This window comes from Streptomyces sp. NPDC005784 (assembly GCF_042871525.1).
In the GTDB taxonomy this organism is placed as follows: Bacteria; Actinomycetota; Actinomycetes; order Streptomycetales; family Streptomycetaceae; genus Streptomyces.
Window position 1 is genome coordinate 221,694 of record NZ_JBIAIQ010000010.1, and the last position, 25,550, is coordinate 247,243.

General features: G+C 70.5%; 21 protein-coding genes. 6 read left to right on the plus strand and 15 right to left on the minus strand.

From position 1 onward, the window contains the following. Positions 1–254: 254 nt before the first annotated feature. Positions 255–2,129, plus strand: a complete 1,875-nt coding sequence (locus ACFYR3_RS19160) for a lectin (RefSeq protein WP_355856406.1) — start codon at positions 255–257, stop codon at positions 2,127–2,129. Between the two features lie 122 nt (positions 2,130–2,251). Here the strand turns inward: ACFYR3_RS19160 and cimA are convergent, their stop codons facing one another. The 6 genes from cimA to ureA form a co-directional block, all read right to left on the minus strand. Next, positions 2,252–3,856 (minus strand): citramalate synthase, encoded by a 1,605-nt coding sequence (cimA, locus tag ACFYR3_RS19165; protein ID WP_355856403.1) that lies wholly within the window; start codon positions 3,854–3,856, stop codon positions 2,252–2,254. A 308-nt stretch (positions 3,857–4,164) separates the two neighbouring features. Beyond that, entirely contained in the window at positions 4,165–5,244 is a 1,080-nt protein-coding gene (locus ACFYR3_RS19170) for a TolB family protein (RefSeq protein ID WP_389283956.1), read from the minus strand. Between the two features lie 134 nt (positions 5,245–5,378). Next, complete coding sequence (locus ACFYR3_RS19175; RefSeq protein WP_355856397.1) at positions 5,379–5,969, minus strand: TetR/AcrR family transcriptional regulator; 591 nt, start codon at positions 5,967–5,969, stop codon at positions 5,379–5,381. 15 nt (positions 5,970–5,984) lie between these two features. Continuing rightward, positions 5,985–7,022, minus strand: coding sequence for an agmatine/peptidylarginine deiminase (locus ACFYR3_RS19180; protein ID WP_389283958.1), 1,038 nt, complete (start codon positions 7,020–7,022; stop codon positions 5,985–5,987). Between the two features lie 25 nt (positions 7,023–7,047). Beyond that, positions 7,048–8,724 (minus strand): urease subunit alpha, encoded by a 1,677-nt coding sequence (locus ACFYR3_RS19185; protein WP_389283960.1) that lies wholly within the window; start codon positions 8,722–8,724, stop codon positions 7,048–7,050. Further along, positions 8,721–9,563 (minus strand): urease subunit gamma, encoded by an 843-nt coding sequence (gene ureA, locus ACFYR3_RS19190; protein ID WP_389283962.1) that lies wholly within the window; start codon positions 9,561–9,563, stop codon positions 8,721–8,723. The genes ACFYR3_RS19185 and ureA overlap by 4 nt, the downstream gene beginning before the upstream one ends. A gap of 164 nt (positions 9,564–9,727) precedes the next feature. Between ureA and ACFYR3_RS19195 the strand changes: the two genes are divergently transcribed. Further along, a complete protein-coding gene (locus tag ACFYR3_RS19195; RefSeq protein WP_355856385.1) occupies positions 9,728–11,161 on the plus strand; it encodes a cytosine permease in 1,434 nt (477 codons plus the stop codon). Between the two features lie 190 nt (positions 11,162–11,351). Here the strand turns inward: ACFYR3_RS19195 and ACFYR3_RS19200 are convergent, their stop codons facing one another. Both ACFYR3_RS19200 and ACFYR3_RS19205 read right to left on the minus strand, forming a co-directional pair. Continuing rightward, positions 11,352–12,440: a branched-chain amino acid aminotransferase gene (locus ACFYR3_RS19200; RefSeq protein ID WP_355856382.1), complete on the minus strand. Its 1,089-nt coding sequence runs from the start codon at positions 12,438–12,440 to the stop codon at positions 11,352–11,354. Positions 12,441–12,716: 276 nt separating this feature from the next. After that, complete coding sequence (locus ACFYR3_RS19205) at positions 12,717–13,760, minus strand: 3-isopropylmalate dehydrogenase (protein ID WP_389283964.1); 1,044 nt, start codon at positions 13,758–13,760, stop codon at positions 12,717–12,719. A gap of 142 nt (positions 13,761–13,902) precedes the next feature. Here ACFYR3_RS19205 and ACFYR3_RS19210 point away from each other — a divergent pair, with 142 nt between their 5' ends. Further along, entirely contained in the window at positions 13,903–15,504 is a 1,602-nt protein-coding gene (locus ACFYR3_RS19210) for a metallophosphoesterase family protein (protein ID WP_355856377.1), read from the plus strand. Between the two features lie 98 nt (positions 15,505–15,602). On the opposite strand, the gene ACFYR3_RS19215 is transcribed toward ACFYR3_RS19210, so the two are convergent. Both ACFYR3_RS19215 and ACFYR3_RS19220 read right to left on the minus strand, forming a co-directional pair. Continuing rightward, entirely contained in the window at positions 15,603–15,734 is a 132-nt protein-coding gene (locus ACFYR3_RS19215) for a hypothetical protein (RefSeq protein WP_103550476.1), read from the minus strand. Positions 15,735–16,015: 281 nt separating this feature from the next. Further along, positions 16,016–16,558 carry a GNAT family N-acetyltransferase gene (locus ACFYR3_RS19220; protein ID WP_355856372.1) on the minus strand — a complete coding sequence of 181 codons (543 nt, stop codon included), beginning with the start codon at positions 16,556–16,558 and terminating at the stop codon, positions 16,016–16,018. Between the two features lie 196 nt (positions 16,559–16,754). On the opposite strand from ACFYR3_RS19220, the gene ACFYR3_RS19225 reads away from it, so the two are divergent. Together ACFYR3_RS19225 and ACFYR3_RS19230 are read left to right on the plus strand one after the other, a co-directional pair. Beyond that, positions 16,755–17,678: an alpha/beta hydrolase gene (locus ACFYR3_RS19225; protein ID WP_356785960.1), complete on the plus strand. Its 924-nt coding sequence runs from the start codon at positions 16,755–16,757 to the stop codon at positions 17,676–17,678. Positions 17,679–17,729: 51 nt separating this feature from the next. Beyond that, the gene (locus ACFYR3_RS19230; RefSeq protein ID WP_355856366.1) at positions 17,730–17,936 is read left to right on the plus strand and encodes a DUF5988 family protein; all 207 of its coding nucleotides are present in this window, start codon (positions 17,730–17,732) and stop codon (positions 17,934–17,936) included. Between the two features lie 188 nt (positions 17,937–18,124). Here ACFYR3_RS19230 and pruA read toward each other — a convergent pair whose 3' ends face one another. Together pruA and ACFYR3_RS19240 are read right to left on the minus strand one after the other, a co-directional pair. Next, positions 18,125–19,756 (minus strand): L-glutamate gamma-semialdehyde dehydrogenase, encoded by a 1,632-nt coding sequence (gene pruA, locus ACFYR3_RS19235; protein ID WP_389283967.1) that lies wholly within the window; start codon positions 19,754–19,756, stop codon positions 18,125–18,127. Between the two features lie 129 nt (positions 19,757–19,885). After that, the gene (locus ACFYR3_RS19240) at positions 19,886–20,812 is read right to left on the minus strand and encodes a proline dehydrogenase family protein (protein WP_355856360.1); all 927 of its coding nucleotides are present in this window, start codon (positions 20,810–20,812) and stop codon (positions 19,886–19,888) included. 163 nt (positions 20,813–20,975) lie between these two features. Here ACFYR3_RS19240 and ACFYR3_RS19245 point away from each other — a divergent pair, with 163 nt between their 5' ends. Then, positions 20,976–22,361, plus strand: a complete 1,386-nt coding sequence (locus ACFYR3_RS19245; protein WP_355856357.1) for a helix-turn-helix domain-containing protein — start codon at positions 20,976–20,978, stop codon at positions 22,359–22,361. Positions 22,362–22,711: 350 nt separating this feature from the next. On the opposite strand, the gene ACFYR3_RS19250 is transcribed toward ACFYR3_RS19245, so the two are convergent. The 3 genes from ACFYR3_RS19250 to ACFYR3_RS19260 are packed head-to-tail and all read right to left on the minus strand — an operon-like array spanning position 22,712 to position 25,532. Continuing rightward, complete coding sequence (locus ACFYR3_RS19250) at positions 22,712–24,100, minus strand: YcaO-like family protein (RefSeq protein WP_355856354.1); 1,389 nt, start codon at positions 24,098–24,100, stop codon at positions 22,712–22,714. Further along, on the minus strand, positions 24,100–24,243 hold the full coding sequence (locus ACFYR3_RS19255; RefSeq protein ID WP_355856351.1) for a hypothetical protein: 144 nt from the start codon (positions 24,241–24,243) through the stop codon (positions 24,100–24,102). Before ACFYR3_RS19255 ends, ACFYR3_RS19250 begins: the two co-directional genes overlap by 1 nt. Continuing rightward, complete coding sequence (locus ACFYR3_RS19260; RefSeq protein ID WP_355856348.1) at positions 24,240–25,532, minus strand: MFS transporter; 1,293 nt, start codon at positions 25,530–25,532, stop codon at positions 24,240–24,242. Before ACFYR3_RS19260 ends, ACFYR3_RS19255 begins: the two co-directional genes overlap by 4 nt. Positions 25,533–25,550: the final 18 nt, after the last annotated feature.

Genomic DNA, 25,550 nt, shown 5'->3' on the forward strand with positions numbered 1-25,550 from the left:
GACGTGCTTCTTGAAGACGTGCTTCTCGTGATCACTTGCTCTTCTTACGACTTAGATCACGGCGTGAGTTAACTGACGTCACGGCAACCCGTCAAGACTTCACGTCAGAACCGGTACACACTCAAGTCACGTCTGGATCAGGGCAGTTGTTCCTTCAAACTATGAACGCGCAACCCCTTGACGTGGGCCCCCAGTCGTCATTTACTCACGCCTCGCACGCCCCCCACCCCCCCACCCCAGAAGGGCGGCGCTCCATGAGGAGATCCACCAGGAGATCCACTCGGGCGGTCCGGCTGATCGTCGCCGGGCTGCTCGCCACCGCGGGATTCACGGCGGCCACGCCCGCGCACGCCGCCGGTGAACAGGTCACCACCTATCTGACGACGACGGACGACGACGGCGGACGCCATGTCGTACGCGGGCTCCAGGCCCAGGCTCCGTTCGCCTTCCAGTCGGGCAGCGGCGGCAGCGGCGAGAACATCACCGTCGACGAGAACACCCGGTACCAGACCTTCACCGGCGGGGGTGCCTCCTTCACCGACACCGCGGCCTGGCTGATGAACAGCAGCGGCGCGCTGTCGCAGAGCACCCGCGACGCGACGATGCGCAAACTGTTCTCGCCGACGGACGGGATCGGGCTCTCCTTCCTGCGCAACCCGATGGGTGCCTCGGACCTCGCGCGCTACGGCTACAGCTACGACGACGTGCCGGCCGGGCAGAGCGACCCGAACCTGGCGCAGTTCTCCATCGCGCACGACCTGGCGGACGTGGTACCGCTGACCAAGCAGGCGCTCCAGCTCAATCCCGCCCTGACGGTGATGGCCTCGCCGTGGACGGCACCGGCCTGGATGAAGGACAGCGGCTCGCTGAACGGCGGCTGGCTGAAGTCGGAGGACTACGGCGCGTACGCCTCGTACTTCGTCAAGTACCTTCAGGCGTACAAGGATCAGGGCGTTCCCGTGTCGTACGTGACCGCCCAGAACGAGCCGACGTGCTGCTCCGGCTATCCGTCGATGAGCTGGAACGCCTCGGGCCTCGCCTACTTCACGAAGAGCGAGCTGCTGCCGAAACTCAACGCGTCCGGTCTGTCGACGAAGGTGCTGGCGCACGACTGGAACTGGGACGTGTACGACTCCTACGCCGCGCAGACCGTCGACGACGCGGCGGTCCGCTCGAACCCCAACTTCGGCGGGATAGCGTGGCACGGGTACGGCGGTGACGTCACCAAGCAGACGAGCGTGCACAACCAGTACCCGGGCCTCGACGCCTTCGGGACCGAGCACTCCGGCGGCACCTGGATCGCCAACCAGCAGCGCGAGGACATGCTCAACATCGTCGACTACACCCGGAACTGGGCGAAGTCGGTGACCAAGTGGTCGCTCGCCGTGGACCAGAACAAGGGCCCGCACAACGGGGGTTGCGGCACCTGCACCGGGCTGATCACCGTGCACAACGGGGACGGGGCGAGCGGGACCGTCGACTACACGGTCGAGTACTACACGATGGGGCATCTCACGAAGTTCGTCCGGCCCGGGGCGCAGCGGATCGCCTCCACGGCGTCCTCGGCCGTCCCGAACGTCGCCTGGCGCAACCCGGACGGGTCGAAGGCGCTGATCGCCTACAACGACGGCTCGGCCGCCAAGTCGGTCACCATCAACTGGGGTGGCCAGCACGCGACTTATTCACTTCCGGGCAAGACGTCGGCGACGTTCACCTGGTCCGGGACGCAGTCGGGCGGGGGCAGTCAGTCGGGGGCGTTCGTCGGGCTGGCCGGCAAGTGCCTGGATGTGGCGGGCGGTTCGAGCGCCAACGGCACGGCGGTCCAGCTCTACGACTGCAACGGGTCCGCCGCGCAGTCCTGGACGGTCCAGACCGACGGATCGGTGCGCTCGCTCGGGAAGTGCCTCGACGTCACATCGGGGTCGACGGCCGACGGCGCGAAGGTGCAGTTGTACGACTGCAACGGAACCGCCGCACAGCAGTGGTCGTACAACTCCGCCACCGGTGATGTGGTGAATACGGCGGCCAACAAGTGTCTGGATGTCACGGACAACTCGTCGGCGAACGGCGCGCGGGCACAGATCTGGTCGTGCACGGGGGCTGCCAACCAGAAGTGGCATCTCCAGTAACCGTCCGGCACGCCCGGTACACCCGGCACGCCGGAGGGGCTGAAGCGCGGTGAACGCCGGAGGGGTGCGGTTCTCGGCCTCTCCGGCGTTCGAGCACGCGCCCCTCCCGCGTTCGAGGAGGGTTACGACGCGGGTTCCACGCCCGCGCGCAGCAGTCCGTAGGTGTACGCGTCCTCCAGGGCCTGCCAGGAGGCGGCGATGACGTTCTCCCCCACGCCTACCGTCGACCACTCCCCCGTGCCGTCGGAGGTGGAGATGAGGACGCGGGTGGTGGAGGACGTGCCGTGCTTGCCCTCCAGGATGCGGACCTTGTAGTCGACCAGCTCCAGCTTGGCGAGCTGGGGGTAGAGCGTCTCCAGGGCCACCCGCAGGGCGCGGTCGAGGGCGTTGACCGGGCCGTTGCCCTCGGCGGTGGCGACGATGCGCTCGCCCTTGGCGAAGAGCTTGACCGTGGCCTCGTTGGCGTGGCTGCCGTCGGGGCGGTCCTCGACGATGGCCCGCCAGGACTCGACCTCGAAGTACGTGCGCGCCTTGCCCTCGGCCTCGGCGCGCAGCAGGAGTTCGAAGCTCGCGTCGGCGGCCTCGTAGGTGTAGCCGCGCAGTTCGCGCTCCTTGACCCGCTCGACGACGCGACCGACCAGTTCGCGGTCGTCGCTGATGTCGATGCCGAGTTCCTTGCCCTTGAGCTCGATGGAGGCGCGGCCCGCCATGTCGGAGACCAGCATCCGCATGGTGTTGCCGACCTGCTCGGGGTCGATGTGCTGGTACAGGTCCGGGTCGACCTTGATCGCGGAGGCGTGCAGGCCCGCCTTGTGGGCGAACGCCGACACCCCCACGTACGGCTGGTGGGTGGAAGGGGTCAGATTGACGACCTCGGCGATGGCGTGCGAGATCCGGGTCATCTCGCGCAGGGCGCCCTCGGGGAGCACCTTCTTGCCGTACTTGAGCTCCAGGGCCGCGACGACGGGGAACAGGTTCGAGTTGCCGACGCGTTCGCCGTAGCCGTTGGCGGTGCACTGGACGTGGGTGGCACCCGCGTCGACGGCGGCCAGGGTGTTGGCGACGGCGCAGCCGGTGTCGTCCTGGGCGTGGATGCCGAGCCGGGCACCGGTGTCGACGAGGACGGTGGCGACCACGGCCTGGATCTGCGCCGGGAGCATGCCGCCGTTGGTGTCGCACAGGACGACGACGTCGGCTCCGGCCTCCGCGGCGGCCCGGACGACCGCCTTGGCGTAACCGGGGTTGGCGCGGTAGCCGTCGAAGAAGTGCTCGCAGTCGACGAAGACGCGGCGGCCCTGGGCGACCAGGTGGGAGACGGTGTCGCGGACCATCTCCAGGTTCTCCTCCAGGGTGGTGCGCAGGGCGAGCTCCACGTGCCGGTCGTGCGCCTTGGCGACCAGGGTGATCACCGGGGCCCCCGAGTCCAGGAGTGCCTTGACCTGGGGGTCCTCCGAGGCCTTGGCACCGGCCCGGCGGGTCGCTCCGAAGGCCACGAGCTGGGCGTGCTTGAAGTCGATCTCCTGCTGGGCGCGGGCGAAGAACTCGGTGTCGCGGGGGTTGGCGCCGGGCCAGCCGCCCTCGATGAAGCCCACCCCGAAGTCGTCCAGGTGCCGCGTGATGGCCAGCTTGTCCGCCACGGTGAGGTTGATGCCCTCGCGCTGCGCGCCGTCGCGCAGTGTCGTGTCGAAGACGTGGAACGCATCGTCGAGCTCGCTGGTTTCCGTCATGGTCTCAAGGCTCCTGTATTGAACTCGGTCTACCGGAATGACCGGCTCCACCGTCCCCCAATGATCCCTCGCGCTGCACTCCCGGCTGATGGTGGGCCAGAAATGCGAAAAACCCCTCGCGGGTGCGAGAGGTCTGCGCGCGGGTCGAGAACGACGGTGTCCGCCCGTACCTGGTCGTACGTGGCGGTCACTGCGGACCGGCGCGCCTGCTGCCAATAATCGTGGCGAACGAGAGCACGGGGGCAGTCTGGCACATACCGCCCCCGTGCTCACAGGGTGTCTCAGGATGCGAGCACTGGGCTACAAGGTCAGCTCGGACGTACGACGAACACGTCCGCGACGCCGTTGGTGTCGCCGGGCACCAGATCCTCGGCGGTGGAGGCGAGGACGACGGCTCGGCCGTTCCGGGTCACCGCGCCGGGCAGGGCGGTCGATCCCGCCGGTCCGGCGGAGCGCCGTGCGCCGGTGCGCCGGTCGAGCAGCACCGGGCCGGTGTCCTCGGTCAGCAGGACGTGCCGCAGGGTGCCGTCGGCGGCCGCGGCTTCGGTGTCGGCGATCCGCCGGACAGCGCCGGTGCGCAGATCTCGGATGTACGCGCCCGTCGTCCCGTCCTGCGCGGTGGAGTCGAACAGGATCCTGCGGCCGTCGGTGGAGAGGCGGACGAGTCCGGCCGGGTCCCCGGTATCCACACGGCGCGTCCCGCCCGTGTCCCGGTTCTCGCTGTAGATCTGGACGGCGGCGCCCCGGTCGCCGCGCACGAGCAGTCCGTAGGCGACGGTGCGGCCGTCGGCACTGAGCGAGGCGCCGGTGATCATGCCCGTGGGCGGCACCGGCGAGATCCGCTCGTCGGTGCCGGTGGCCAGGTCGCGGACGTAGAGGACCCGCGCGTACTCGTCACCGTGGCGATTGCCGATCGTGTAGGCGACATGGCGTCCGTCGGCGCTGATCGCGGCGGCCTCGCCCAGTTCGTACAGGCTGTCGTCGGGCAGCTGCGCGGGCCACAGCAGCTGGGTCTCTCCGGTCGCGCGGTCGTAGACGTACGGCTTCGGATAGCGGTTGCCGTCGGAGTACGCGACGCGCCGGCCGTTCGCACTGATCACCGCGTGCGTGGTGTACAGCAGATCCTCGGGCACCCGGCTCAGCGCGCCGGTGCGCAGGTCCTTCACGTACAGACGGGTGTCGTAGCCGCCCGTCGGGTCGGCGGAGAGGAAGGCGGCGTACCGGCCGTCGGCGCTGACCGTGGCGCCGCTCGACGCGCCCGCCAGCTGGCCGCCCCCGGTGTCCGTGCTGACCCGCGCGATCCCGGCCGGCGCGGCCTGCGCGGTCGTGCCTGTCAGCGTGCACACTGCGGCCAGCGCGACGGCGCTCCACAACGTCGATTTCCTCACGTCGCCCCCCGGGACGGTGTCCGCCCCGGTCCCGCACCAGGGGCGCACCTGGATACAACCGCACCGCGATCCCAGGGTCAATGCGTTCGATTACGTACAACCCGGATGTCTGATCGACCGTCCGCGAACACCGTTCAGCCCAGTGACTCGTCGAGGAACTCCCGTACGTGGGAGAGGACTTGGTCACGGCCGGTGCCACGCAGGCCGATCGCGACATGGATGGAGAAGCCGTCGAGCAGGGCGCGCAGCCGGGCGCCGAAGCGGTCCGGGTCGACGGCGCGGAACTCGCCGCGCGAGACACCCTCGGCGAGCAGCGCGACGAGGTCCCGGTGCCAGGCGCCCTCGATGGCGACCTGTCGTTCGCGGGCGTCGTCGTCCGCGTTCTGGGAGTGGTTCCACACCTCCAGCCAGAGGGTCCAGTGCGGGTCCCGGTGGCCGTCGGGGACGTACAGCTCGACGTAGGCGTCCAGGCGCTCGCGGGCGGTTCCGCGCGCGGCGAGCAGTCGGCCGCGCTCGGCGCCGAGGCGGCCCTCGCTCCACTCCAGGGTGCGCAGCAGCAGCTCGTCCTTGGAGCGGAAGTAGTAGAGGAGGTGGCCGCTGCTCATGCCGACCTCGCGGCCGAGCGCCGCCATGGTGAGCTTCTCCAGACCGCGCTCGGCGATCATCTCCATGGCGGCGGCGAGGACCTCCTCGCGCGGTGGCGCGTTCTTCCGCGCACCGGCCATCCGTGACTCCCGTTTTCAGACCTTCGGCTGCTGCTGGGTGATGCAGTGAATGCCACCACCACCCGCGAAGATCGTACGTGCGTCCACCAGCGTCACGGTCCGCTCGGGGAAGAGCCGCCGGAAGATGCCCGCCGCGATCTCGTCGCGCGGGTCGTCGAAGCCGCACAGCACGACGCCGTCGTTGCAGAGGTAGTGGTTGATGTACGAGTAGTCGGCCCAGTGCCCGTCGGCCTCCAGGACGGTCGGGGCCGGGACCTCGACTACCTCGATACCGCGTCCGCGCGCGTCGGTCTGCGCCTTGAGCAGCCCGATGACCTCCCGGCTCACCTCGTGGTCGGGGTGCGCGGGGTCCTGCTGGGAGTGCGCGACGATCACGCCCGGCCGGGCGAAGGCTGCGACGATGTCGACATGGCCGAGCGTGCCGAAACCGTACGGGGGGTAGTCGCCGGTCAGGCCGCGCGGAAGCCAGATCGCCTTGCGGGTGCCGAGCTGGGCGTGGATCTCCGCCTCGACCTGCTCGCGGGTCCAGCCGGGGTTGCGCTCCGGGCCGAGCTGCACGGTCTCGGTGAGCAGCACGGTGCCCTCGCCGTCGACGTGGATCGCGCCGCCCTCGTTGACCAGCCGCGAGGCGTACGTCTTCGCCCCCGCCAGGTCCGCGACCTCGGCACCGATCTTGGAGTCGTGCTCCCAGCGGGCCCAGTCCTGGGCGCCCCAACCGTTGAACGTCCAGTCCACGGACGCGAGTCGACCCTGCCCGTCGGTGAGGAAGGTGGGGCCGATGTCGCGCATCCAGGCGTCGTCGAGTTCCCGCTCGACGGTGTCGATGCCGGGGCCGAGGAGTTCGGCGGCCGCCGCGGACTGGCCCGGACCGCAGACCACGGTGACCGGTTCGAAGCGGCGGACCGCGCGGGCCACCGCCGCCCAGGCCGCCCGGGACCCGGCGAGGTCCTCCGGGTTGTCGAAGGTGGGGTTGGGGCCCGGCCACGCCATCCAGGTGCGCTCGTGCGGGGTCCACTCGGCGGGCATGCGGAAGCCGTCGGCGGCAGCAGACATGGGTGATCCTTAGAGGCTGTGTCGATTACAAGAAGTACAGGCGGTTGAGGGAGACCGAGTCGGCGGGTTCGGAGCGCAGCGGGTCGCCGTCGAGGGTGACCAGGCCGGTGCGCTGATCCACGTCGACCGCTCCGGTACGGGAGTTGAGGCGCAGGTCGGCGGGACCGATGCCGCGGGTGCCGCGGACCGCCACGCGGCGACGGCGGGTGGGCATGGTGTCGTTGCCCTGGTCGAGCGCCGCCTGGGCGACGAAGGCCACCGAGATCTCGGCCGGCGTCGCGCCGTGCGCCCCGAACTGCGGCCCGAGGACCAGGGGTTCGCAGGTGTCGGTGGCGGCGTTGGGGTCGCCGACGACTCCGTAGGCCGGGAAGCCGGACTTCAGGACGAGCTGCGGCTTGGCGCCGAAGTACTCGGGCCGCCACAGCACGATGTCGGCGAGCTTGCCGGTCTCGATGGAGCCGACCTCGTGGGCAAGCCCATGAGCGATCGCCGGGTTGATGGTCAGTTTGGCCATGTAACGCAGGACGCGTTCGTTGTCGTGGTCCTCCGGAGCGCCGAACTGGGCCTTCATCTTCCCGGCCATGGCGAAGGTGCGGCGGACGGTCTCGCCGGCGCGGCCCATGCCCTGCGCGTCCGAGGAGGTGATGCCGATGGCGCCCAGGTCGTGCAGCACGTCCTCGGCGCCCATGGTCCCGGCGCGGATGCGGTCGCGGGCCATGGCGGCGTCGCCGGGCAGGTCGGTCTTCAGGTCGTGGACGGAGACGATCATGCCGTAGTGCTCGGCGACCGCGTCCCGGCCGAAGGGCAGGGTGGGGTTGGTGGAGGAGCCGATGACGTTCGGGACGCCCGCCATCTTCAGGACGTTGGGCACGTGTCCGCCGCCGCAGCCCTCGATGTGGAAGGCGTGGATGGTGCGTCCGTCGAGCACCCGCAGGGTGTCCTCGACCGACAGGCACTCGTTCAACCCGTCGCTGTGCAGGGCGACTTGGACGTCATGTTCCTCGGCGACCCGCAGGGCCGTGTCCAGCGCCCGGGTGTGGGCGCCCATGTCCTCGTGGACCTTGAAGCCGCTCGCGCCGCCCTCGGCGAGGGCCTCGATCAGCGGCGCGCTGTCGGAGGACGAACCACGGCCCAGGAAGCCGATGTTGACCGGCCAGGCGTCGAAGGCGCCGAACGCATGGCGCAGCGCCCAGGGCGAGTTGACGCCGACGCCCCACACCGGGCCGAACTCCTGGCCGATGATCGTGGTGACGCCGGAGGCGAGGGAGGCCTCCATGATGCGCGGCGAGAGCAGATGGACGTGCGTGTCGACGGCTCCGGCGGTGGCGATGAGCCCCTCGCCGGAGACGATGGACGTGCCGGTGCCGACCACGACGTCGACGCCGTCGAGGGTGTCGGGATTGCCGGCCCGCCCGATCGAGCAGATCCGGCCCTCGCGGATGCCGATGGACACCTTCCGGATGCCCTGGACTGCGTCGATCACCACCACGTTGCTGATGACGACGTCGCAGGTGTCCCGTACGGCGGCGGCCTTGAGGTGCAGCCCGTCGCGCGCGGTCTTGCCGAATCCGGCGAGGAACTCGTCTCCGTGCAGCTGGGCGTCGGACTCGACGCGGATCGTCAGCCCGGAGTCGCCGAGGCGGACCCGGTCACCGGCGCGGGGGCCGTGGGTGGCGGCGTAGGCGTAGGGATCGATACTCATCGGCCGACTCCTTCGGTTCCGGGGTGACCGCCGGCGCCTTCGGTTCCGGGGTGACCGCCGGCGCCTTCGGTTCCGGGGTGACCGCCGGCTCCGGGGTGTCCGCCGGCTCCTTCAACTCCCGGGTGACCACCGGGCCCTTCAACTCCCGGGTGACCACCGGGCCCTTCAACTCCGAGGTATCCGCAGGCGGCGGCCCTGCGCAAGGCCTCCTCCTTCGCTCCGGGGGCGTCCAGCGGGCCGTCGACCAGACCGGCGAAGCCGATCGCGATCCGCCCGCCGCCGATGGGCACGAAGCCGACCTCGGCGCTCTCGCCGGGGCCGAAGCGGACGGAGGATCCGGCGGGCACCGCGAGCCGCATGCCGTAGACGGCCGCCCGGTCGAAGGCGAGCCTCGGGTTGGCCTCGAAGAAGTGGAAGTGGGAGGTGACGGACACCGGCACGCTCGCGGTGTTGGTGACCGTCAGCCGCAGGACCGCCGGGGGCTCGGTGTGCGCGGCCCCCGGCAGCAGAGCGCCCGGGGCCCGGTCGCCGAGTCCGCCGCCGATGGGGTCCGAGACGACCGCGAGCCGGGAACCGTCGTCGAAGACGGCCTCGACGTGCACCTCGGTGACGACGTCCGCGACGCCGGGCAGGACGTCGTCGGGGCCGAGGACGGACCGGGCCGCCTCGATGGCCTCGGCCAGCCGCCTGCCGTCGCGGGCGGCCTCGCAGACGGTGTCCGCGATCAGCGCGGTGGCCTCCGGCACGTTGAGCCGCAGTCCGCGCGCCTTGCGGGCACGGGCCAGCTCGGCGGCCGAGAACAGCAGCAGTCGGTCACGTTCCGTGGGGGTCAGTCTCACGCCACGACACCTCCTCGCCTTCCTCCAGTTAGAGCAACACTCTAAACGTCGGATTCATGGAAAGGAAACATTGACGGACAAGCACCTGAGGCGGCACATTGAACGCCGCTCTAACTCTTGGTGCTGACCGCACCACGCCAGGCGGCCGTCAAAGGAGACCAGCCATGCCGATCGAACAGCGCGGAGTCGACACCATCCCCGACGAGGAACGCACCAGCGGACCCCGCGACCTGGTGTCGATCCTGCTCGGTTCCAACCTCTGCCTCGGGGTGATCATCTTCGGCTGGCTGCCGCCCTCGTTCGGGCTCGACTGGTGGTCGTCCGTGAGCTCGATCGTGGCAGGCACGGTCGTCGGGACGGCGCTCACCGCGCCGCTGGCCCTGGTCTCGCTGCGGACCGGCACGAACCTCTCGACCTCCTCGGGCGCGCAGTTCGGCGTACGCGGCCGGCTGGTCGGCTCGGTCGTCGGCCTGCTCCTCGCGCTCGGCTACACCGCGCTGACCGTGTGGATCGGCGGCGATGTGATGGTGGGCGTCCTCGGCCGCCTCTTCGGCCTGGAGCCGAACGGCCTGGCGTACGCCGTCGTCTACGCGCTGCTGGCCGCCGCCACCGTCGCGGGCGCCGTCTACGGCTACCGCGTACTGCTCGCCATGTCCCGCGCCCTCGCGATCGGCATGACGGCCCTGCTGGTGGTCGGCGTGATCGCGTACGCCCCGCACTTCACCACCGCGGCGCTCCCGGAGACCGGCGGCTATCTGCTCGGCTCGTTCTGGCCCACCTGGCTGCTCGCGGCGGTCGCGGCCGGCCTGTCGGGCCCGATCGCGTTCATCACCCTGCTCGGCGACTACACCCGCTACATCTCCCCCGAGCGCCACTCCTCCCGTACGGTCCTGCACGGCACCTGGCTCGGCCTGATCGCCGGTCTCCTGGTCCCCCAGCTCTTCGGCACCTTCACGGCGTACGGGGCCCGCGCGGCCCTCGACTACGCGGGCCCGCTGGTGTCCGCGTCCCCCGGCTGGTACCTGGTCCCGCTGCTGCTGGCCGCCTCCGCGGGCTCGGTGGGCAACGCCGGTCTGATGCTGTACTCGATGGGCCTCGACCTCGACGCGATCCTGCCCCGTACCTCGCGCGCCCGCGCCACCTGCGCGGTCGCCGTCGTCGCCATGCTCTGCGTGTTCGTCGGCCACTACGCCTGGAACGCCCAGTCCGCGATGACGTCCTTCGTCCTGCTGCTGACCGCGATCGGCACCCCGTGGGCGGTCATCACGCTGATCGGCTTCGTCCGCTGCCGCGGCGTCTACGACCCCGACGCCCTCCAGGTCTTCAACCGCCGTTCCCGCGGCGGCGTCTACTGGTACAAGTCCGGCTGGAACCTCCGGGCCACGGCGGCCTGGGCCCTGGGCGCCTTCGTCGGTCTGCTGGCCGTGTCCCTGCCGACGTACGAGGGACCGCTGCTGTCCCTGACCGGCGGGGTGGACTGCAGCTTCGTCCTGTCCGGACTGGTCGGCGGCATCGTCTACCTGGCCCTCTCGCCGAAGTCCGCGTCACCCCGCGCCGAGCCCGGGCAGGAACCGGCTCGCGCCGAAAGCAGGATTTAGGTCGCTCAACCAGGTGGCGGAGGACACGCTCCCCCCGTGGAATCTGTGGACACCCGTGTCGCCAGGACGCTACGCGTCGAACGAACAGCCGGTCCCCGTAACCCTGTTGGGGCGACGGGGACCGGCAGGAGACACGGCGTGCCGAGGGGCGGGGTGCCGAGGGGCGGGTGAAGTGTCACCCGCCGACGGGCTAGCCCAGCGGGTGCATCCAGCCGTGCTTGTCCTCGGTGATGCCGCGCTGGATGTCGAGCAGGGCCTCGCGGAGACGGAGGGTGACCTTGCCGGGCTCGCCGCCGGACTGGTGCCACTCGATGCCGTCGCGCTTGACGTTGCCGACGGGGGTGATGACGGCGGCGGTGCCGCAGGCGAAGACCTCGGTGAGGGTGCCGTTCTCGGCGTCGGTCTGCCACTGGTCGATGGAGACGCGGCCCTCCTCGGCGGTGTAGCCGAGGTCACGGGCGACGGTCAGCAGGGAGTCGCGGGTGACGCCCTCCAGGATGGAGCCGGTGAGGGACGGGGTGACGATCCTGTCGCCGTACACGAAGTACAGGTTCATGCCGCCGAGTTCCTCGATCCACTTGTGCTCGACCGCGTCGAGGTAGCAGACCTGGTCGCAGCCCTTGGCGGCGGCCTCCTTCTGGGCGAGCAGCGAGGCGGCGTAGTTGCCGCCCGTCTTCGCGTCGCCCATGCCACCGGGAACGGCGCGGACGCGGTCCTCGGAGAGCCAGATCGACACCGGCTTCACACCGCCGGCGAAGTAGGCGCCGGCGGGCGAGGCGATCACGAGGAAGAGGTACTCGTTGGCGGGCTTCACACCGAGGCCGACCTCGGTCGCGATCATGAACGGGCGCAGGTACAGGGACTCCTCGCCACCGTGCGCGGGAACCCAGTCCCGGTCCTGGCGGACCAGCGCGTCACAGGCCTCGATGAAGGTCTCCACCGGCAGCTCCGGCATGCCGAGCCGGCGGGCGGAGGCCTGGAAGCGCCTGGCGTTCTTGTCGGGGCGGAAGGTGGCGACGGAGCCGTCGGGCCGGCGGTAGGCCTTGAGGCCCTCGAAGATCTCCTGCGCGTAGTGCAGGGTCATGTTCGCCGGGTCGAGGGAGAGCGGTCCGTACGGAACGAGCTGGCCGTCGTGCCAGCCGCGGCCCTCGGTCCACTTGATGGTCACCATGTGATCGGTGAAGTGCCGGCCGAACCCGGGGTTGACCAGAATCGCCTCGCGCTCGGCGGCGGAGAGCGGACTGGCGGAGGGCTTGAGCTCGATCGTGGGCTGCGTCATGAGTGGTTTTGTCCTTCACCGGTTGTATGTGACGGGCCGCGCTCACGCCCGAACTGCCAGTGGCCAGTGTCAGGACGTCCGAGCATTCCCTCATTCCGCGGCTCCGCCCTCGATTATCGCGCGCGGAGAACCGTGGACGAAACGGTGTCGATAAGGCCCGGGTTTGACCCAGGGACGGCCCAGGGATTGATGGTGTCACCCGGCGAGGGCACAGCAAAAGCCGCCGGGTGCGGATGCGACCCGGCGGCTGCTACTGAACGTAGGCGGTGCGGCGGGTCAGCCGGCTACTCGCACGGCCAGCGCGTCGCCGATTTCCTCCGTGCTGCGGGCGGGCTTGCCGACCCGCTCGGCGAGATCGACGGAGACGGCGTCCTCGATGCGGGCGGCCTCGGCCTCGTAGCCGAGGTGGCGCAGCAGCAGGGCGACGGACAGGACGGTGGCGCTGGGGTCGGCCTTGCCCTGGCCCGCGATGTCGGGCGCCGAGCCGTGCACGGGCTCGAACATCGAGGGGAACTCGCCGCTCGGGTTGATGTTGCCGGAGGCGGCGACGCCGATGCCGCCGGAGACGGCCGCGGCGAGGTCGGTGATGATGTCGCCGAAGAGGTTGTCGGTGACGATCACGTCGAAGCGCTCGGGCTGCGTGACGAGGAAGATCGTCGCCGCGTCCACGTGGATGTAGTCCGTGGTGACCTCGGGGAACTCCTCGGCCACCTTGTTGAAGACGTTGGTCCAGAGGTGGCCCGCGAAGGTCAGCACGTTGTTCTTGTGGACCAGCGTCAGCTTCTTGCGCGGGCGGGCCTGCGCACGGGCGAACGCGTCACGGACGACCCGCTCGACGCCGAACGCCGTGTTGACGGAGACCTCGGTGGCGATCTCGTGCGGGGTGCCCTTGCGGATGGTGCCGCCGTTGCCGGTGTACGGGCCCTCGGTGCCCTCACGGACCACGACGAAGTCGATCTGGGGCTGACCGGCGAGCGGGGTCTCGACGCCGGGCAGGAGCTTCGACGGACGCAGGTTGACGTGGTGGTCGAAGGCGAAGCGGAGCTTGAGCAGGAAGCCGCGCTCCAGGACACCGGACGGGACCGAGGGGTCGCCGATCGCGCCGAGCAGGATGGCGTCGTGCCCCTTCAGGGCGTCGAGGTCGGCGTCGGTGAGGGTCTCACCGGTGGCGTGGTAGCGCCGGGCGCCGAAGTCGAACTCCTTGGTCTCCAGCTTCACGTCCTGCGGAAGGACGGCGGAGAGGACTTTGAGCCCCTGGGCCACGACTTCCTGGCCGATGCCGTCACCGGGGATCACTGCGAGATCGATGCTGCGAGACATGACGGCACCGTACTCCTTGTCCCATGGGATGACACGCGATGTCCGCCATACGGACGGGTCGGTGTCGGAACACGCCTACCCTTCGACCGGTGTTCACCCGTACGCATGAACGCCGTTGGCGCACGATGGGAACTTTCCAGACATGACCGCTCCCTCCAGGGGGACTCCCCCCGGACTCCCCGTTCCCGATGTCGGCATCCCGCACGAGCTCGCACGCGACATGAGCATGGCGGAGCAGTACGAGTACCTGAGGACGAGGCTCACGCGGCGCCGCGCCCTCGTGGCGGCGAGCGCGTTCGCGGGCGGCGGGCTGCTGGCCGGCTGCGGCTCGGGCACCGGGACTCCCTCGCGAGCGATGTCCGGCTCGTCCCCGCACCCGACCACCAGCCGGGTACCCGGCTGGTCCGTCACTCCGTTCGGCCGCCACCTCGCCTTCGGCGCGGACCCGAAGACCCAGATGCGAATCTCCTGGCAGGTGCCTGTCGCGGTCAGGAAGCCGTACATCCGGGTGGGTCCGACACCCTGGGCGCTGAGCCGCAGGATCGAGGCCGAGGTCCGCGACCTGCACACGCCGGGCCTCGCCGGGCAGCGGGCGGCCCTGGACCAGTACTACCTGCACGCGGCACTCGACGGGCTGCGCCCCGGGACGACGTACTACTACGGCGTCGGCCACGAGGGCTTCGACCCGGCGAGCAAGGAGCGGCACTCCACGATCGGCCACTTCCGCACGGCCCCCGCCCACCCCGAGAAGTTCGTGTTCACCGCCTTCGGGGACCAGGGCGTCACTCCCGACGCGCTCGCCAACGACAAGGTGCTCCTCGGCCGCGGCCCGGCCTTCCATCTGCACGCGGGCGACATCTGCTACGCGGACGGGGTCGGGCTCGGCCAGGACTCGGACACCTACGACCCGGCCGCCTGGGACCTGTTCCTCAAGCAGACGGAGACGGTGGCGAAGACGGTGCCGTGGATGGTGACGACCGGCAACCACGACATGGAGGCCTGGTACTCGCCGAACGGCTACGGCGGCCAGTCCGCGCGCTGGACACTCCCCGGCAACGGCTTCGACAGCCGGCACGCGCCGGGCGTCTACTCCTTCGTCTACGGCAACGTCGGCATCGTCGCGCTGGACGCCAACGACGTGTCCTACGAGATCCCCGCCAACAAGGGCTATTCGGGCGGCCGGCAGACGGCCTGGCTCGACAAGAGGCTCGGGGAGCTGCGCGGGCAGGTCGATTTCGTCGTCGTCTTCTTCCACCACTGCGCCTACTCGACGTCGACGCACGCCTCCGACGGCGGTGTGCGCGACGCCTGGGTGCCGCTGTTCGCCAAGCACCAGGTGGACCTGGTGATCAACGGACACAACCACGTGTACGAGCGCACCGACGCCATCAAGGGCGGCGGGGTGGGCAAGCAGGTGCCGGTGGGCGCCTCGACCGATCCGACCCGGGACGGGATCGTGTACGTCACGGCGGGCGGGGCGGGCAAGAGCCTCTACCGCTTCCCCATGGGGGTCAAGGACAGCTACGAGGGCAAGGTCACGCGCCGCGAGTCCGTGGAGACCTTCCACTGGACGAAGTCGAAGCAGCAGAAGCCGGACACGGTGGAGTGGTCGCGCGTGCGGTACACCGGCTTCTCCTTCCTCTCGGTGGAGGCGGAGACGGGTTCCTCACCCCGGCTCAAGGTGTCGGCGCTGGCCCAGAGCGGCGAGCGCGTCGACCACTTCGAGGTGCGGCGCGGGAGCTGAGCACCCGCGCGCGAGGACGTACTCCGAGGCGCGGCGCGGGGCATGACCCCGCGCCGCACCCCGGCGGGTGCGGCTCCCGGTCGAGAGGGCGGCGGGCCTCAGTGGCCCGTCGCTCCGCCGTTGTCCCTGCGGTCGAGGGCGCGCTGGAGCGCGGCGGCGGCGTTCTTGCGGTCGGACTCGCTGCTCGTGCGAGAGAGGTGACGGACTCGGCGGACGGTCGTCTCGGCCATGATGAATCGACTCCTTGCCTCCGGCGGGACCCACGCGGGCGGCCGGAAGTGCGGTGAGGGATTTACGAGACGCCGGAAGGGGCGGGGAGCGGTGCCGCAGGGGTTGCCTGCCAGGGGCTCCGGCTCACGACCGCCATTCGCTTGGTCGAGCGAGACGTTCGGCTCCTACAAAGCTAGGCGAGGACCGGGCATCTGTCTCCACAATTACTCGGACTTCCTACTATCTGAGACGGCGGATTACGTCACACCGCTCCGACCTGGGACTTCGGCCACAGCGACGGTCAGAGCACGTCGCCGTCCCGCCAGTCGAAGACCAGCGCGTACGCCGGGTCGAGGGGGCCCATGGCCGCGCCGGGACGGACGAAGGTGGTGCCCTCCTCGTCGGGGAGGCGGACGGCTCCGTCCGGCGCGAGCACGCAGACGTGGCCCGGCCAGAGCTGCCAGCCCCGGGCCGCGTACAGGGCGGCCCCGTCCTCGCTCGCGGAGAGCGCGCCGAGCCCGTACGCGCCCTCGATGATCCGTTCCAGCTCGGCCATCACCCGCCCGCCGAGCCCCGTGCGGCGCACGTCCTCGCGGACTCCGACGGCCTCCACGTACCCGACCCGCAGCGAGCGGCCGCGATGCAGGACGCGCCGCTGGATCACCGAGCCGTGCGCCGCGAGGCCCCGGCCGTCATGGACCAGGACGTGCAGGCCGCCGAGTCCGTGATCCCAGTCCTCGTCCCTGAAGTCCCCGTCGAAGGCGTCCTCCAACAGGGCGCGGGCGGCGCGGAGTTCGGCGGGGGCGAGGTCCGCCGTGTGAGCGGTCCGCAGTCGGATGGCCATCCGGCCAGTATTCACACGGGAGACAGGAATCCCAGCCCTCTCACGTCACCGACCCGGGAGGCGACGCCCGGCCCGCACCGATAGCCGGCGCCCCACATCGACTTCTAACTGCTCAAAATCGCTTGACCGGTTATAGAGCCACGTGATGGACTTCTCTCACCACTAAAGACGCTCTCAGGGGTTAGGGGATCCGATCATGAGCAGCCACTCGGTCCACCACGTCCGGCCGGTCCACCACCGCACCACCACCGTCCGCGGTCACCGGATCGCCTACCGCGAGGCGGGCCCCGCGGACGCGCCCGTCCTGCTTCTCCTGCACGGCTTCCCGGCCAGCTCGCACATGTTCCGGGACCTGCTGCCGCTGCTCTCCGACCGCTACCACCTGGTCGCCCCCGACCATCTCGGCTTCGGCCGTTCGGCCGCCCCGGCGGCCGCCGACTTCCCGTACTCCTTCGACCGGCTGGCCGAGATCACCGAGGAGTTCACCGAGCAGCTCGGCCTCAAGGAGTACGCGCTCTACATCCAGGACTACGGCGCCCCGATCGGTCTGCGCCTGGCGCTCGCGCACCCCGAACGGGTGACCGCGATCATCACGCAGAACGGCAACGCGTACGAGGAGGGGCTGGGCGCGGACGCCTGGGCGCCGGTGCTGGCGCTGATCGCTGAGCGCACACCCGGGACGGAGGCGCCGGTGCGGGCGATCAGCAGCCCGGACGGCATCCGGTGGCAGTACCTGACCGGCGTACCGGACCCGGCACTGGTCAGCCCCGACGCCTACGAGCACGACGCGGCCCTGATGGCCCGTCCCGGCCAGCCGGAGATCCAGCTCGACCTGATCTCCGACTACGGCTCCAACTTCGCGCTCTACCCTGCGTTCCAGGAGTACTTCCGCACCAGCCAGGTCCCGCTCCTGGCGGTCTGGGGCGGCCACGACGAGATCTTCGTCCCGGAGGGCGCCCTCGCCTTCCGCCGGGACCTCCCGAACGCGGAGATCCATCTGCTCCCCACGGGGCACTTCGCCCTGGAGACGCACGCGGCGCAGATCGCGGTCCTCGTCCGGGACTTCCTCGACCGGAATCCGACAGCCGACGACCGGGCAGCGGATCACCCGCACGACTGATCCTCCGCGAGGCATGCCACATCGGGCTCCGGCACAGGGAACGGTGACGTCATGAGCGACACGACCAGAGCACTGCTTGAGGGCGGCCCGGACGACCTGCCCGAACGGATCGTCCCCGTCCCGGCCCCCGGATCGGACGTGAAGATCCAGTTGCGCGGCGGATACGAACACTTCAGGGCGACCCCGCGTCACGCGGACTCGCCGGAGGGCAGGCTGCCCGTGTACGAGTGGTGGGAACGGACGGAGTTCCCCGGATAGCGCCGCGCCCGCCGCGGCACGGGACTGTGGATCACCGCGACGCCGCCGTCACCGCCTCCCTCAAGACATCGGTCCGTGCGGCCGCTGACATTGGAACCGCCCCCGCACCACGGACGGGGGAGACCGTGGGGCGGGGGCGGAGTGGGTGACGGGCGGCCGGCCCGGGGGCCGGCGGCCTCGTTCGGCTGTCAGCCCATGTGCGGGTAGCCGTAGTCGGTCGGCGGAACCAGCGTCTCCTTGATGGCGCGGGTCAGCGTCCAGCGCATCAGGTTCTGCGGGGCGCCCGCCTTGTCGTTGGTGCCGGAGGCACGGCCGCCGCCGAAGGGCTGCTGGCCGACGACGGCGCCGGTCGACTTGTCGTTGATGTAGAAGTTGCCCGCCGCGTAGCGGAGCTTCTCCATCGTGTACGCGGCCGCCGCGCGGTCGCCGGAGATGACCGCGCCGGTGAGCGCGTAGTCGGACGCCGACTCCATCTGGGTCAGCATCTCGTCGTACTTGTCGTCCTCGTAGACGTGCACGGCGAGGAAGGGGCCGAAGTACTCGGTCGTGAAGACCTCGTTCTCCGGGTCCGAGCACTCGACGACGGTCGGGCGCACGAAGTAGCCGACGGAGTCGTCGTACGAGCCGCCCGCGACGATCGTGCAGGTCGGGTCGGCCTTCGCACGGTCGATGGCGGCCTTGTTCTTGGCGAAGGACCGCTCGTCGATGACCGCGCCGATGAAGTTCGACAGGTCGGTGACGTCACCCATGGTCAGGTAGTCGACCTCGGCCGCGAACTCCTCCTTGAAACCGGAGTTCCAGATGGAGGCCGGGACGTAGGCGCGGGAGCTCGCCGAGCACTTCTGGCCCTGGTACTCGAAGGAGCCGCGGGTCAGGGCGGTCTTGAGGACCGCGCGGTCGGCCGACGGGTGGGCGACCACGAAGTCCTTGCCGCCGGTCTCGCCGACCAGACGCGGGTAGGAGCGGTACTTCTCGATGTTGTTGCCGACCGTCTTCCACAGGTACTGGAAGGTCTTGGTCGAGCCGGTGAAGTGGATGCCGGCGAGGTCGCGGTGCTCCAGTGCGACCTTGGAGACCTCGATGCCGTCACCGGTGACGAGGTTGATGACGCCCTTGGGCAGGCCCGCCTCCTCCAGGAGCTGCATCAGCAGCACGGCGGCGTGGGTCTGCGTCGGGGACGGCTTCCACACGACGACGTTGCCCATGAGCGCCGGAGCGGTGGGCAGGTTGCCCGCGATCGCCGTGAAGTTGAAGGGCGTGATCGCGTAGACGAAGCCCTCCAGCGGACGGTGGTCCATCCGGTTCCACACGCCCGGGGAGTTCGCCGGCGGCTGCTCGGCGAGGATCTGGCGGGCGTAGTGGACGTTGAAGCGCCAGAAGTCGACGAGCTCGCACGGGGTGTCGATCTCGGCCTGCTGGGCGGTCTTCGACTGGCCGAGCATGGTGGAGGCGGCCAGCGTCTCGCGCCAGGGACCGGCCAGCAACTCGGCGGCGCGCAGGATGATCGCGGCGCGGTCGTCGAAGGCCATCGCGCGCCAGGCGGGAGCGGCGGCGAGGGCCGCGTCCACGGCGTCCTGTGCGTCCTGCTGCGTGGCGTTGGCGTAGGTGCCGATGCGCGCCTTGTGGTTGTGCGGCTGCACGACGTCGAAACGGTCGCCGCCGCCCATGCGCCGCTCGCCGCCGATCGTCATCGGCAGGTCGATCGGGTTCTCGGCCAGCTCCTTGAGCTTGGCCTCCAGGCGGACGCGCTCGGGCGAGCCGGGGGCGTAGCCGTGCACCGGCTCGTTGACGGGGGTGGGGACCTGGGTCACAGCGTCCATTTTTTCCGTAACTCCTTGAGTCGAGCGGGTGTTCGGTCTCAGCGCTTGGTGAGGATCGAGCGGGCGCTGTGCCTGTCCGGGGGACAACCCCCGGACCCCCGGCCGAAGCCGCGGCACAGCCAAGTGGAATCAGCCACGTGTGATCATGCTTCGCAGGAAGAACACGAGGTTGGCCGGCTTCTCCGCCAGGCGGCGCATGAAGTAGCCGTACCAGTCGGTGCCGTACGCGGTGTAGACGCGCATGCGGTGGCCCTCGGCGGCGAGCCGCACGTGCTCGTCGCTGCGGATGCCGTAGAGCATCTGGAACTCGTACTCGTCCAGTTTGCGCCCGGCCGTGCGTGCGAGCTCCTGGGCGATCGAGATGAGCCGCGGGTCGTGGGACCCGATCATCGGGTACCCCTCGCCCTCCATCAGGATCTTCAGGATGCGGACGTACGCCTTGTCGGTCTCGGCCTTCTGCTGGTACGCGACCTCGGCGGGCTCCTTGTAGGCGCCCTTCACCAGACGGACGCGGCTGCCGCTCTCGGCGAGGCGGCGGGCGTCGGCCTCGGTGCGGAACAGGTAGGCCTGGATCACACAGCCGGTCTGCGGGAAGTCCTTCCGCAGCTCCTCGTGGATGGCGAACATCGAGTCGAGGGTGGTGTGGTCCTCGGCGTCCAGCGTGACGGTGGTGCCGATGGCGGCGGCGGCCTCGACGACCGGACGGACGTTGGCGAGGGCCAGCTCGTGGCCGCCCTCAAGCGCCTGTCCGAACATCGACAGCTTGATCGACATCTCGGCCTTGGTGCCGAGGCCGAGCTTCTCGAGGCGGCCGATCAGCTCCAGGTACGCGTCACGGGCGGCGTACGACTGCTCGGGGGTCGTGATGTCCTCGCCCACGACATCCATCGTGACTTCCAGGCCCTTGCCCGCGAGGTCCTTGATGATCGGGACGACCTGGTCGACGGTCTCACCGGGGATGAAGCGGTCGACGACCGGCTTGGTCACCGGGGCGGCCGAGATCAGACGGCGCATCTTGTCGCTGCGCGAGGCGGCGAGAATCACGGGACCCAGCACGGGGCACCTCCACAACGAAGTCAGCAGGAGGCCGATCCCGACGACTCGGGTGCGGCACGGAGAACCACCGTGAAACCTAGGGATCTCTCCGATCCTGGGCCATCGACAGCTGTCACGCATCCCTGCCCCGGATCTCAGACATTTGTATGAAGAGCCCTCGGAAATGCGCGAGAATGCCCGGGTGAGCGGTGAATACAGAGGCGACTACCAAGAGCTGGTCGACGAGATCTCGGCGCTCCTCGGCGTCCCCGCGACGCTGGAGAACCGCGACTTCGAGCTGATCGCCTTCGGGGCGTACGACAGCGAGGGCGATCTCGATCCCTCGGCCCTCGACCCCGTGCGCACCCGCTCGATCCTCACCCGCCGGTCCACCACGGCGGTCCGCACCTGGTTCGAGGGCTTCGGCATCACCCGCGCGACCGGGCCCGTCCGTATCCCGCCGACCCCGGAGGCCGGGGTCAACCGGGGTCGGATCTGTCTCCCGGTCCGCCACCGGGGCATCGTCCTCGGCTATGTCTGGCTGCTCGACGACGACCCGGGCCTCACGGACGCCCAGCTGACCGGCGCGATGGAGGTGGCCTCCCGCATCGGCGCGCTGCTCGCGGACGAGGCCCAGGCCGGCGCGGATCTCACCCGCGAGCTGCGTGCCGTACTGACCGCCGAGCGCGGCTGGCAGCGGGACATGGCGGTGGCCGAGCTGCGCACGGCGCTCGGCCCGCGCGGCGACGGTCTGCACACGGTGGTGTGCGTGGCGCCGTGGCCCTCGGCCGACCCGGACGACGCCCCGTCCGCACGTACGGTGCCGGGGGCGACGGCGCTGTGCACCATCCCGTGGGGCACCACCGGCCAGAGCCTGGCCCTGCTGGTACGGCTGCGTTCGCCGGACGTCCTGACCCCGGCGCTGACGGCGGCCACCCGGTTCGTGAAAGAGGCGGCGGGCGGGCGCGGCGAGGCCGGGTCCGGCCGTCCGGGCGGTGCCGCGGGGCCGGCCCCGCGGGGCGGCGCTTCGGCGTCCGCGTCTCCCGGTGGTGCCGGTACCTCGGGAGCCTCGGGCGGGACGGCGGCAGCCGCTTCCCCCGGCGGCGCCTCGGGATCCGTTTACCCCGGCACTGCCCCGGGAGCCGCTTCCCCCGGCGGGACGGCGGCTGCCGGGATCGCCGCGGCCCGGGTCGGGCTCGGGGAACTGGGGACCGCCTGGCACGAGGCTGCCGCCGCCGCGCGTGCCGTGCTGGCCGAACCCCGGCTCGGCCCGGTCGCCGAGTGGGGCGCCATCGGACCCTTCCGGCTCCTCACCGCCCTGCCTCCGGAGGCGGCCCACGACCCCGTCGTACTGGCCCTGTTGGCTCCCGCGCACCGCGAACTCGCCCGCACCGCCGAGGTGTTCCTCGACCGGGCGGGCCAGGCCGGTCGCACGGCTGCCGAGTTGGGCATCCACCGTCAGACGCTCTACTACCGTCTGTCCCGCGTGGAACAGCTCACCGGCCTCGACCTGGACAACGGCGAGGACCGGCTGCTGCTGCACATGGCATTGAAGGGGGCGCGGCTCTAGGGCCGTCCAGGATCCGCGACTCCGCTGGCCATGAGGGCAGTTCGTCAGCAGTGGGTCAGCAATTCCTGGGCGGCTACCGGCGCCCCGGTGTGGTGCCCGAGTCCCATGCGGAGCAGGCGTGGACCGGGCCGACGATCGCTGGCTGGTGACGGCCCGGTCGGTGCTGAAGAGACACGGAAAAGTATCCCGGCCGGTGCGGTCAAGCAGGGGGCACCGGCGAAAGTGGCCTGGTCAGGCTCCAGGCATCCGTGTGAGTTGATCATTTCCCGCGTTGTACCGTCGGTTCCCACGCGGCCCAGGCCAGAGGACGGATCAGGGGCGGCGAGGGGACCCACGAGGGAGGGATCCACTCAGGAATGCGGCATGGGAAAGGTGTTGAGCGTCTCCTCCTTCAACGCATGTTCTTGCCAGCCGAGTCGGACGCCCGCCTCCTGCATACGCCGCCCGCCCAGCGCCGGGTAGGCCGCTGGGGCGGCTCCCACCAGCCCCGGGACGATGACGCGGACCGCGAACATACCGGCGGCGGTCGCCTCGGGCGTGGTCAGGTCCACGCTGAGCACCTCATGCCCGCCGTCCACCACGCGAGCCAGCAGAACGTCGGCCGCCCGCTGCGGCAGAGCGGGAACCTCGGCCCACTCACCGGTCGAGGGGGCCGCCCAGGCCCACGGGGCGACCCGGTCGGCTGCTCGTCTGTCCAGGTAGAGCTGCAGGTGGCACAACTGCTCGACGGCATCGCGCCCGTCGGCGCGGTAGGAGTCCAGGTACCGGCGGTTCGGGCGCCAGTCCTTGAAGGGGGAGGGACGTCCGGCGGTGTCGGGCACTCCGGACGGGCTGTCCAACGACAAACAGCTGATCTGCAGGGTGTAGGCCTCGGCCAGAGCCTTGGCGGCGGCCTCCAGGGGATCGGCGCGCGCTGCGAAGCCGTAGGTCAGCCAGCCCTCGGCACGACTGCGGACGCCGGCGGCGAGTACCGGTACGCCGAAGTCGTTCGCCAAGTGGGTGAAGCGGACGTCGAAGGCCCGCTGGGCGCCCTCGGTCAGGCGGAGCAGCGACGTGTCGGCGGGGAGTGTGGGCGAGGGGTGCGCGTTGGCCCACCACACGGCGGCCGCATCCCGTTCGATGACCTCTTCGAGCCCGCTGAGCAGGGCGAATTCCTTGGTGGGACCTGCGGCGATGCCGCCCACTGCCGGAAACGCGTAGAGCGGTTCCGGGTGCGGCCGGGGCATGCGAGGCCAGGCGGAGTAGGCAAGGAAGGCCGGCACCAGGACCGACGTGCCGTGTCTCACGGACCGGGCCTCGATCCAGTGGGCGGGTGAGTCGGGTCCGAAGGGCCGGAAGGGGAAGCCAGGGGTGGCGTACTGCCGGGCGGAGTAGAGGACGAGCCGGCGGGGATGGAGGGCGCGCAGGCCCCGGCGGGTCAACTCGCGGTGGCTGCCCCAGTGGAGCCGTTCGGGCGCGGGGGCGTGCGCCTCGCAGAAGCGTTCCACGGCTTCACCCTCCGCGGACCGGCGCGCCGGCTCGGGGCCCTCCCAGGATGTTCCGAAGGTCCGCAGGCAGCTCTGCCACGGGCGGTCGGTGACGTCGGCGAGATCACTGACGGCCAGGTGCAGGCCGGGCGGGATTCCGCCGACGCCGGTCAGGACGCGTGTTCTCGTGACGCAGGACGGCGCGGGGCCGGAGCCCGGCACGGGGCGGACAGCGCCGCCCCGGCCGGTCTCCGCCACGGTGACGTCGGTCATCAGGCCACGTATGCCGGCACACAGTTCTCGACGAGGAACTGCTCGCCCACATGCGCCGGTACACAGTTCTCGATGACGAGTTGCTCCGTCTCCTCACCGACATGGGCCGGGACGCAGTTGGTGACGACCAGGTGCTGGTTCATGCTCTGTTCCCATCTGTTGTGATCCGTGGAAGCGGTGTCCCGCCTCCTTCCCGCACGACGGGTGCCGTGCGGAAGTCTTGAGTCCGGGTGATCAGCAGCCATCCGCAGCCGGCCGCACCGCCGAGCACCGCGCACAGCGTCCACAAGGTGGTGCCGCCCCACCGGTCGAGGATCCAGCCTCCGCTGATCGGACCGAGGAAGGCGGCGGCCGACCATGCGGCGGCGTACACCCCCAGGTATCGGCCTCGCTGCTGCGCCGGGGCCCGCTCCGCGACGACCGCGCTGGCCGCCGGTGCCTGGAGCATTTCGCCGAAGGTCCACACGACCACGGCAGCGACATACAGACCCGGGCTGCCGGCGAAGGCCGTCAGGGCGAATCCCGCCCCGACGAAGGTTCCGCCGGCCCACAGGGCTCGGCCCTTGGGGCCGCGGCTCATCAGCCGGGTGAGCGGGATCTGTACGACGACCACCAGCGCCGCATTGACCCCGTTGAGAAGGCTGAAGAGCCGCGGTGAGTGCCCCTGGGCCGCCATCACCATGGCCAGGGAGCCGGAGCGCTGCTCGAAGGCGAGGGCGAAAAACAGCGTCAGCAGGGTGAACAGGACGAAGGACCGGTCCTGCCGGATCAGAACGGCCTTCCGCACCTCCTGTGCCCCCTCGGGCTCACGCGACGTCTCCTGAACCGCCGCCGCCCGCGCTGCGCCTGGCGCTGTCCGCCCGGGCAGCGTTTCCGGGACCTTCGCCAGGACGACCAACGCACAGAGCAGCGTCGTCCCCGCGTCGGCGAGGAACAACAGGGTGTAGCCCTGAGTAACCATCAACCCGGCCAGAACGGCGGAGACCGCCATTCCTGCGTTCACCGCCCAGTAGTTGAGGGCGAAGGCCCGCTGCCGATCCACGCTGTGCACCACATCCGCGAGCGCGGCGCCCGCGGCAGGACGCACCACCCCCGTCCCGACCCCCACCGCGAACGTGGCGGCAGCCACGGCCGGACGGTCCTGCACGAGCCCCAGGGCGGCCATGCTGACGGCGGTCCAGACATGGCCGGAGACAAGGGTGAGGCGTCGTCCGTACCGGTCTGCGAGGATGCCCCCGAGCGCGTTGCCGACGATCGAGCCAAGCCCGAGCAGCGAGACGACGAATCCGGTGTACGAGGCGGAGTAGCCCCGGTCCGCAGTGAGCGAGAAGGCCAGCATCGGTCCCGCGAAGGCACCGAGCCAGTTGATCAGGAGACTGGCCCATATCCACCAGAAGACGGCGGGAAGTCCACGCGCTGCGCTGGGCAGCATTTCAACCGTGCCCTCGGG

Bases quoted from the DNA above. Each gene is read 5' to 3' on its own strand.
- ACFYR3_RS19160 (WP_355856406.1), top strand. From the start codon at position 255: ATGAGGAGATCCACCAGGAGATCCACTCGGGCGGTCCGGCTGATCGTC.
- cimA (WP_355856403.1), bottom strand. From the start codon at position 3,856: ATGACGGAAACCAGCGAGCTCGACGATGCGTTCCACGTCTTCGACACG.
- ACFYR3_RS19175 (WP_355856397.1), bottom strand. From the start codon at position 5,969: ATGGCCGGTGCGCGGAAGAACGCGCCACCGCGCGAGGAGGTCCTCGCC.
- ACFYR3_RS19180 (WP_389283958.1), bottom strand. From the start codon at position 7,022: ATGTCTGCTGCCGCCGACGGCTTCCGCATGCCCGCCGAGTGGACCCCG.
- ACFYR3_RS19185 (WP_389283960.1), bottom strand. From the start codon at position 8,724: ATGAGTATCGATCCCTACGCCTACGCCGCCACCCACGGCCCCCGCGCC.
- ACFYR3_RS19195 (WP_355856385.1), top strand. From the start codon at position 9,728: ATGCCGATCGAACAGCGCGGAGTCGACACCATCCCCGACGAGGAACGC.
- ACFYR3_RS19200 (WP_355856382.1), bottom strand. From the start codon at position 12,440: ATGACGCAGCCCACGATCGAGCTCAAGCCCTCCGCCAGTCCGCTCTCC.
- ACFYR3_RS19205 (WP_389283964.1), bottom strand. From the start codon at position 13,760: ATGTCTCGCAGCATCGATCTCGCAGTGATCCCCGGTGACGGCATCGGC.
- ACFYR3_RS19210 (WP_355856377.1), top strand. From the start codon at position 13,903: ATGACCGCTCCCTCCAGGGGGACTCCCCCCGGACTCCCCGTTCCCGAT.
- ACFYR3_RS19215 (WP_103550476.1), bottom strand. From the start codon at position 15,734: ATGGCCGAGACGACCGTCCGCCGAGTCCGTCACCTCTCTCGCACGAGC.
- ACFYR3_RS19220 (WP_355856372.1), bottom strand. From the start codon at position 16,558: ATGGCCATCCGACTGCGGACCGCTCACACGGCGGACCTCGCCCCCGCC.
- ACFYR3_RS19225 (WP_356785960.1), top strand. From the start codon at position 16,755: ATGAGCAGCCACTCGGTCCACCACGTCCGGCCGGTCCACCACCGCACC.
- ACFYR3_RS19230 (WP_355856366.1), top strand. From the start codon at position 17,730: ATGAGCGACACGACCAGAGCACTGCTTGAGGGCGGCCCGGACGACCTG.
- pruA (WP_389283967.1), bottom strand. From the start codon at position 19,756: ATGGACGCTGTGACCCAGGTCCCCACCCCCGTCAACGAGCCGGTGCAC.
- ACFYR3_RS19245 (WP_355856357.1), top strand. From the start codon at position 20,976: ATGCGCGAGAATGCCCGGGTGAGCGGTGAATACAGAGGCGACTACCAA.
- ACFYR3_RS19250 (WP_355856354.1), bottom strand. From the start codon at position 24,100: ATGACCGACGTCACCGTGGCGGAGACCGGCCGGGGCGGCGCTGTCCGC.
- ACFYR3_RS19255 (WP_355856351.1), bottom strand. From the start codon at position 24,243: ATGAACCAGCACCTGGTCGTCACCAACTGCGTCCCGGCCCATGTCGGT.
- ACFYR3_RS19260 (WP_355856348.1), bottom strand. From the start codon at position 25,532: ATGCTGCCCAGCGCAGCGCGTGGACTTCCCGCCGTCTTCTGGTGGATA.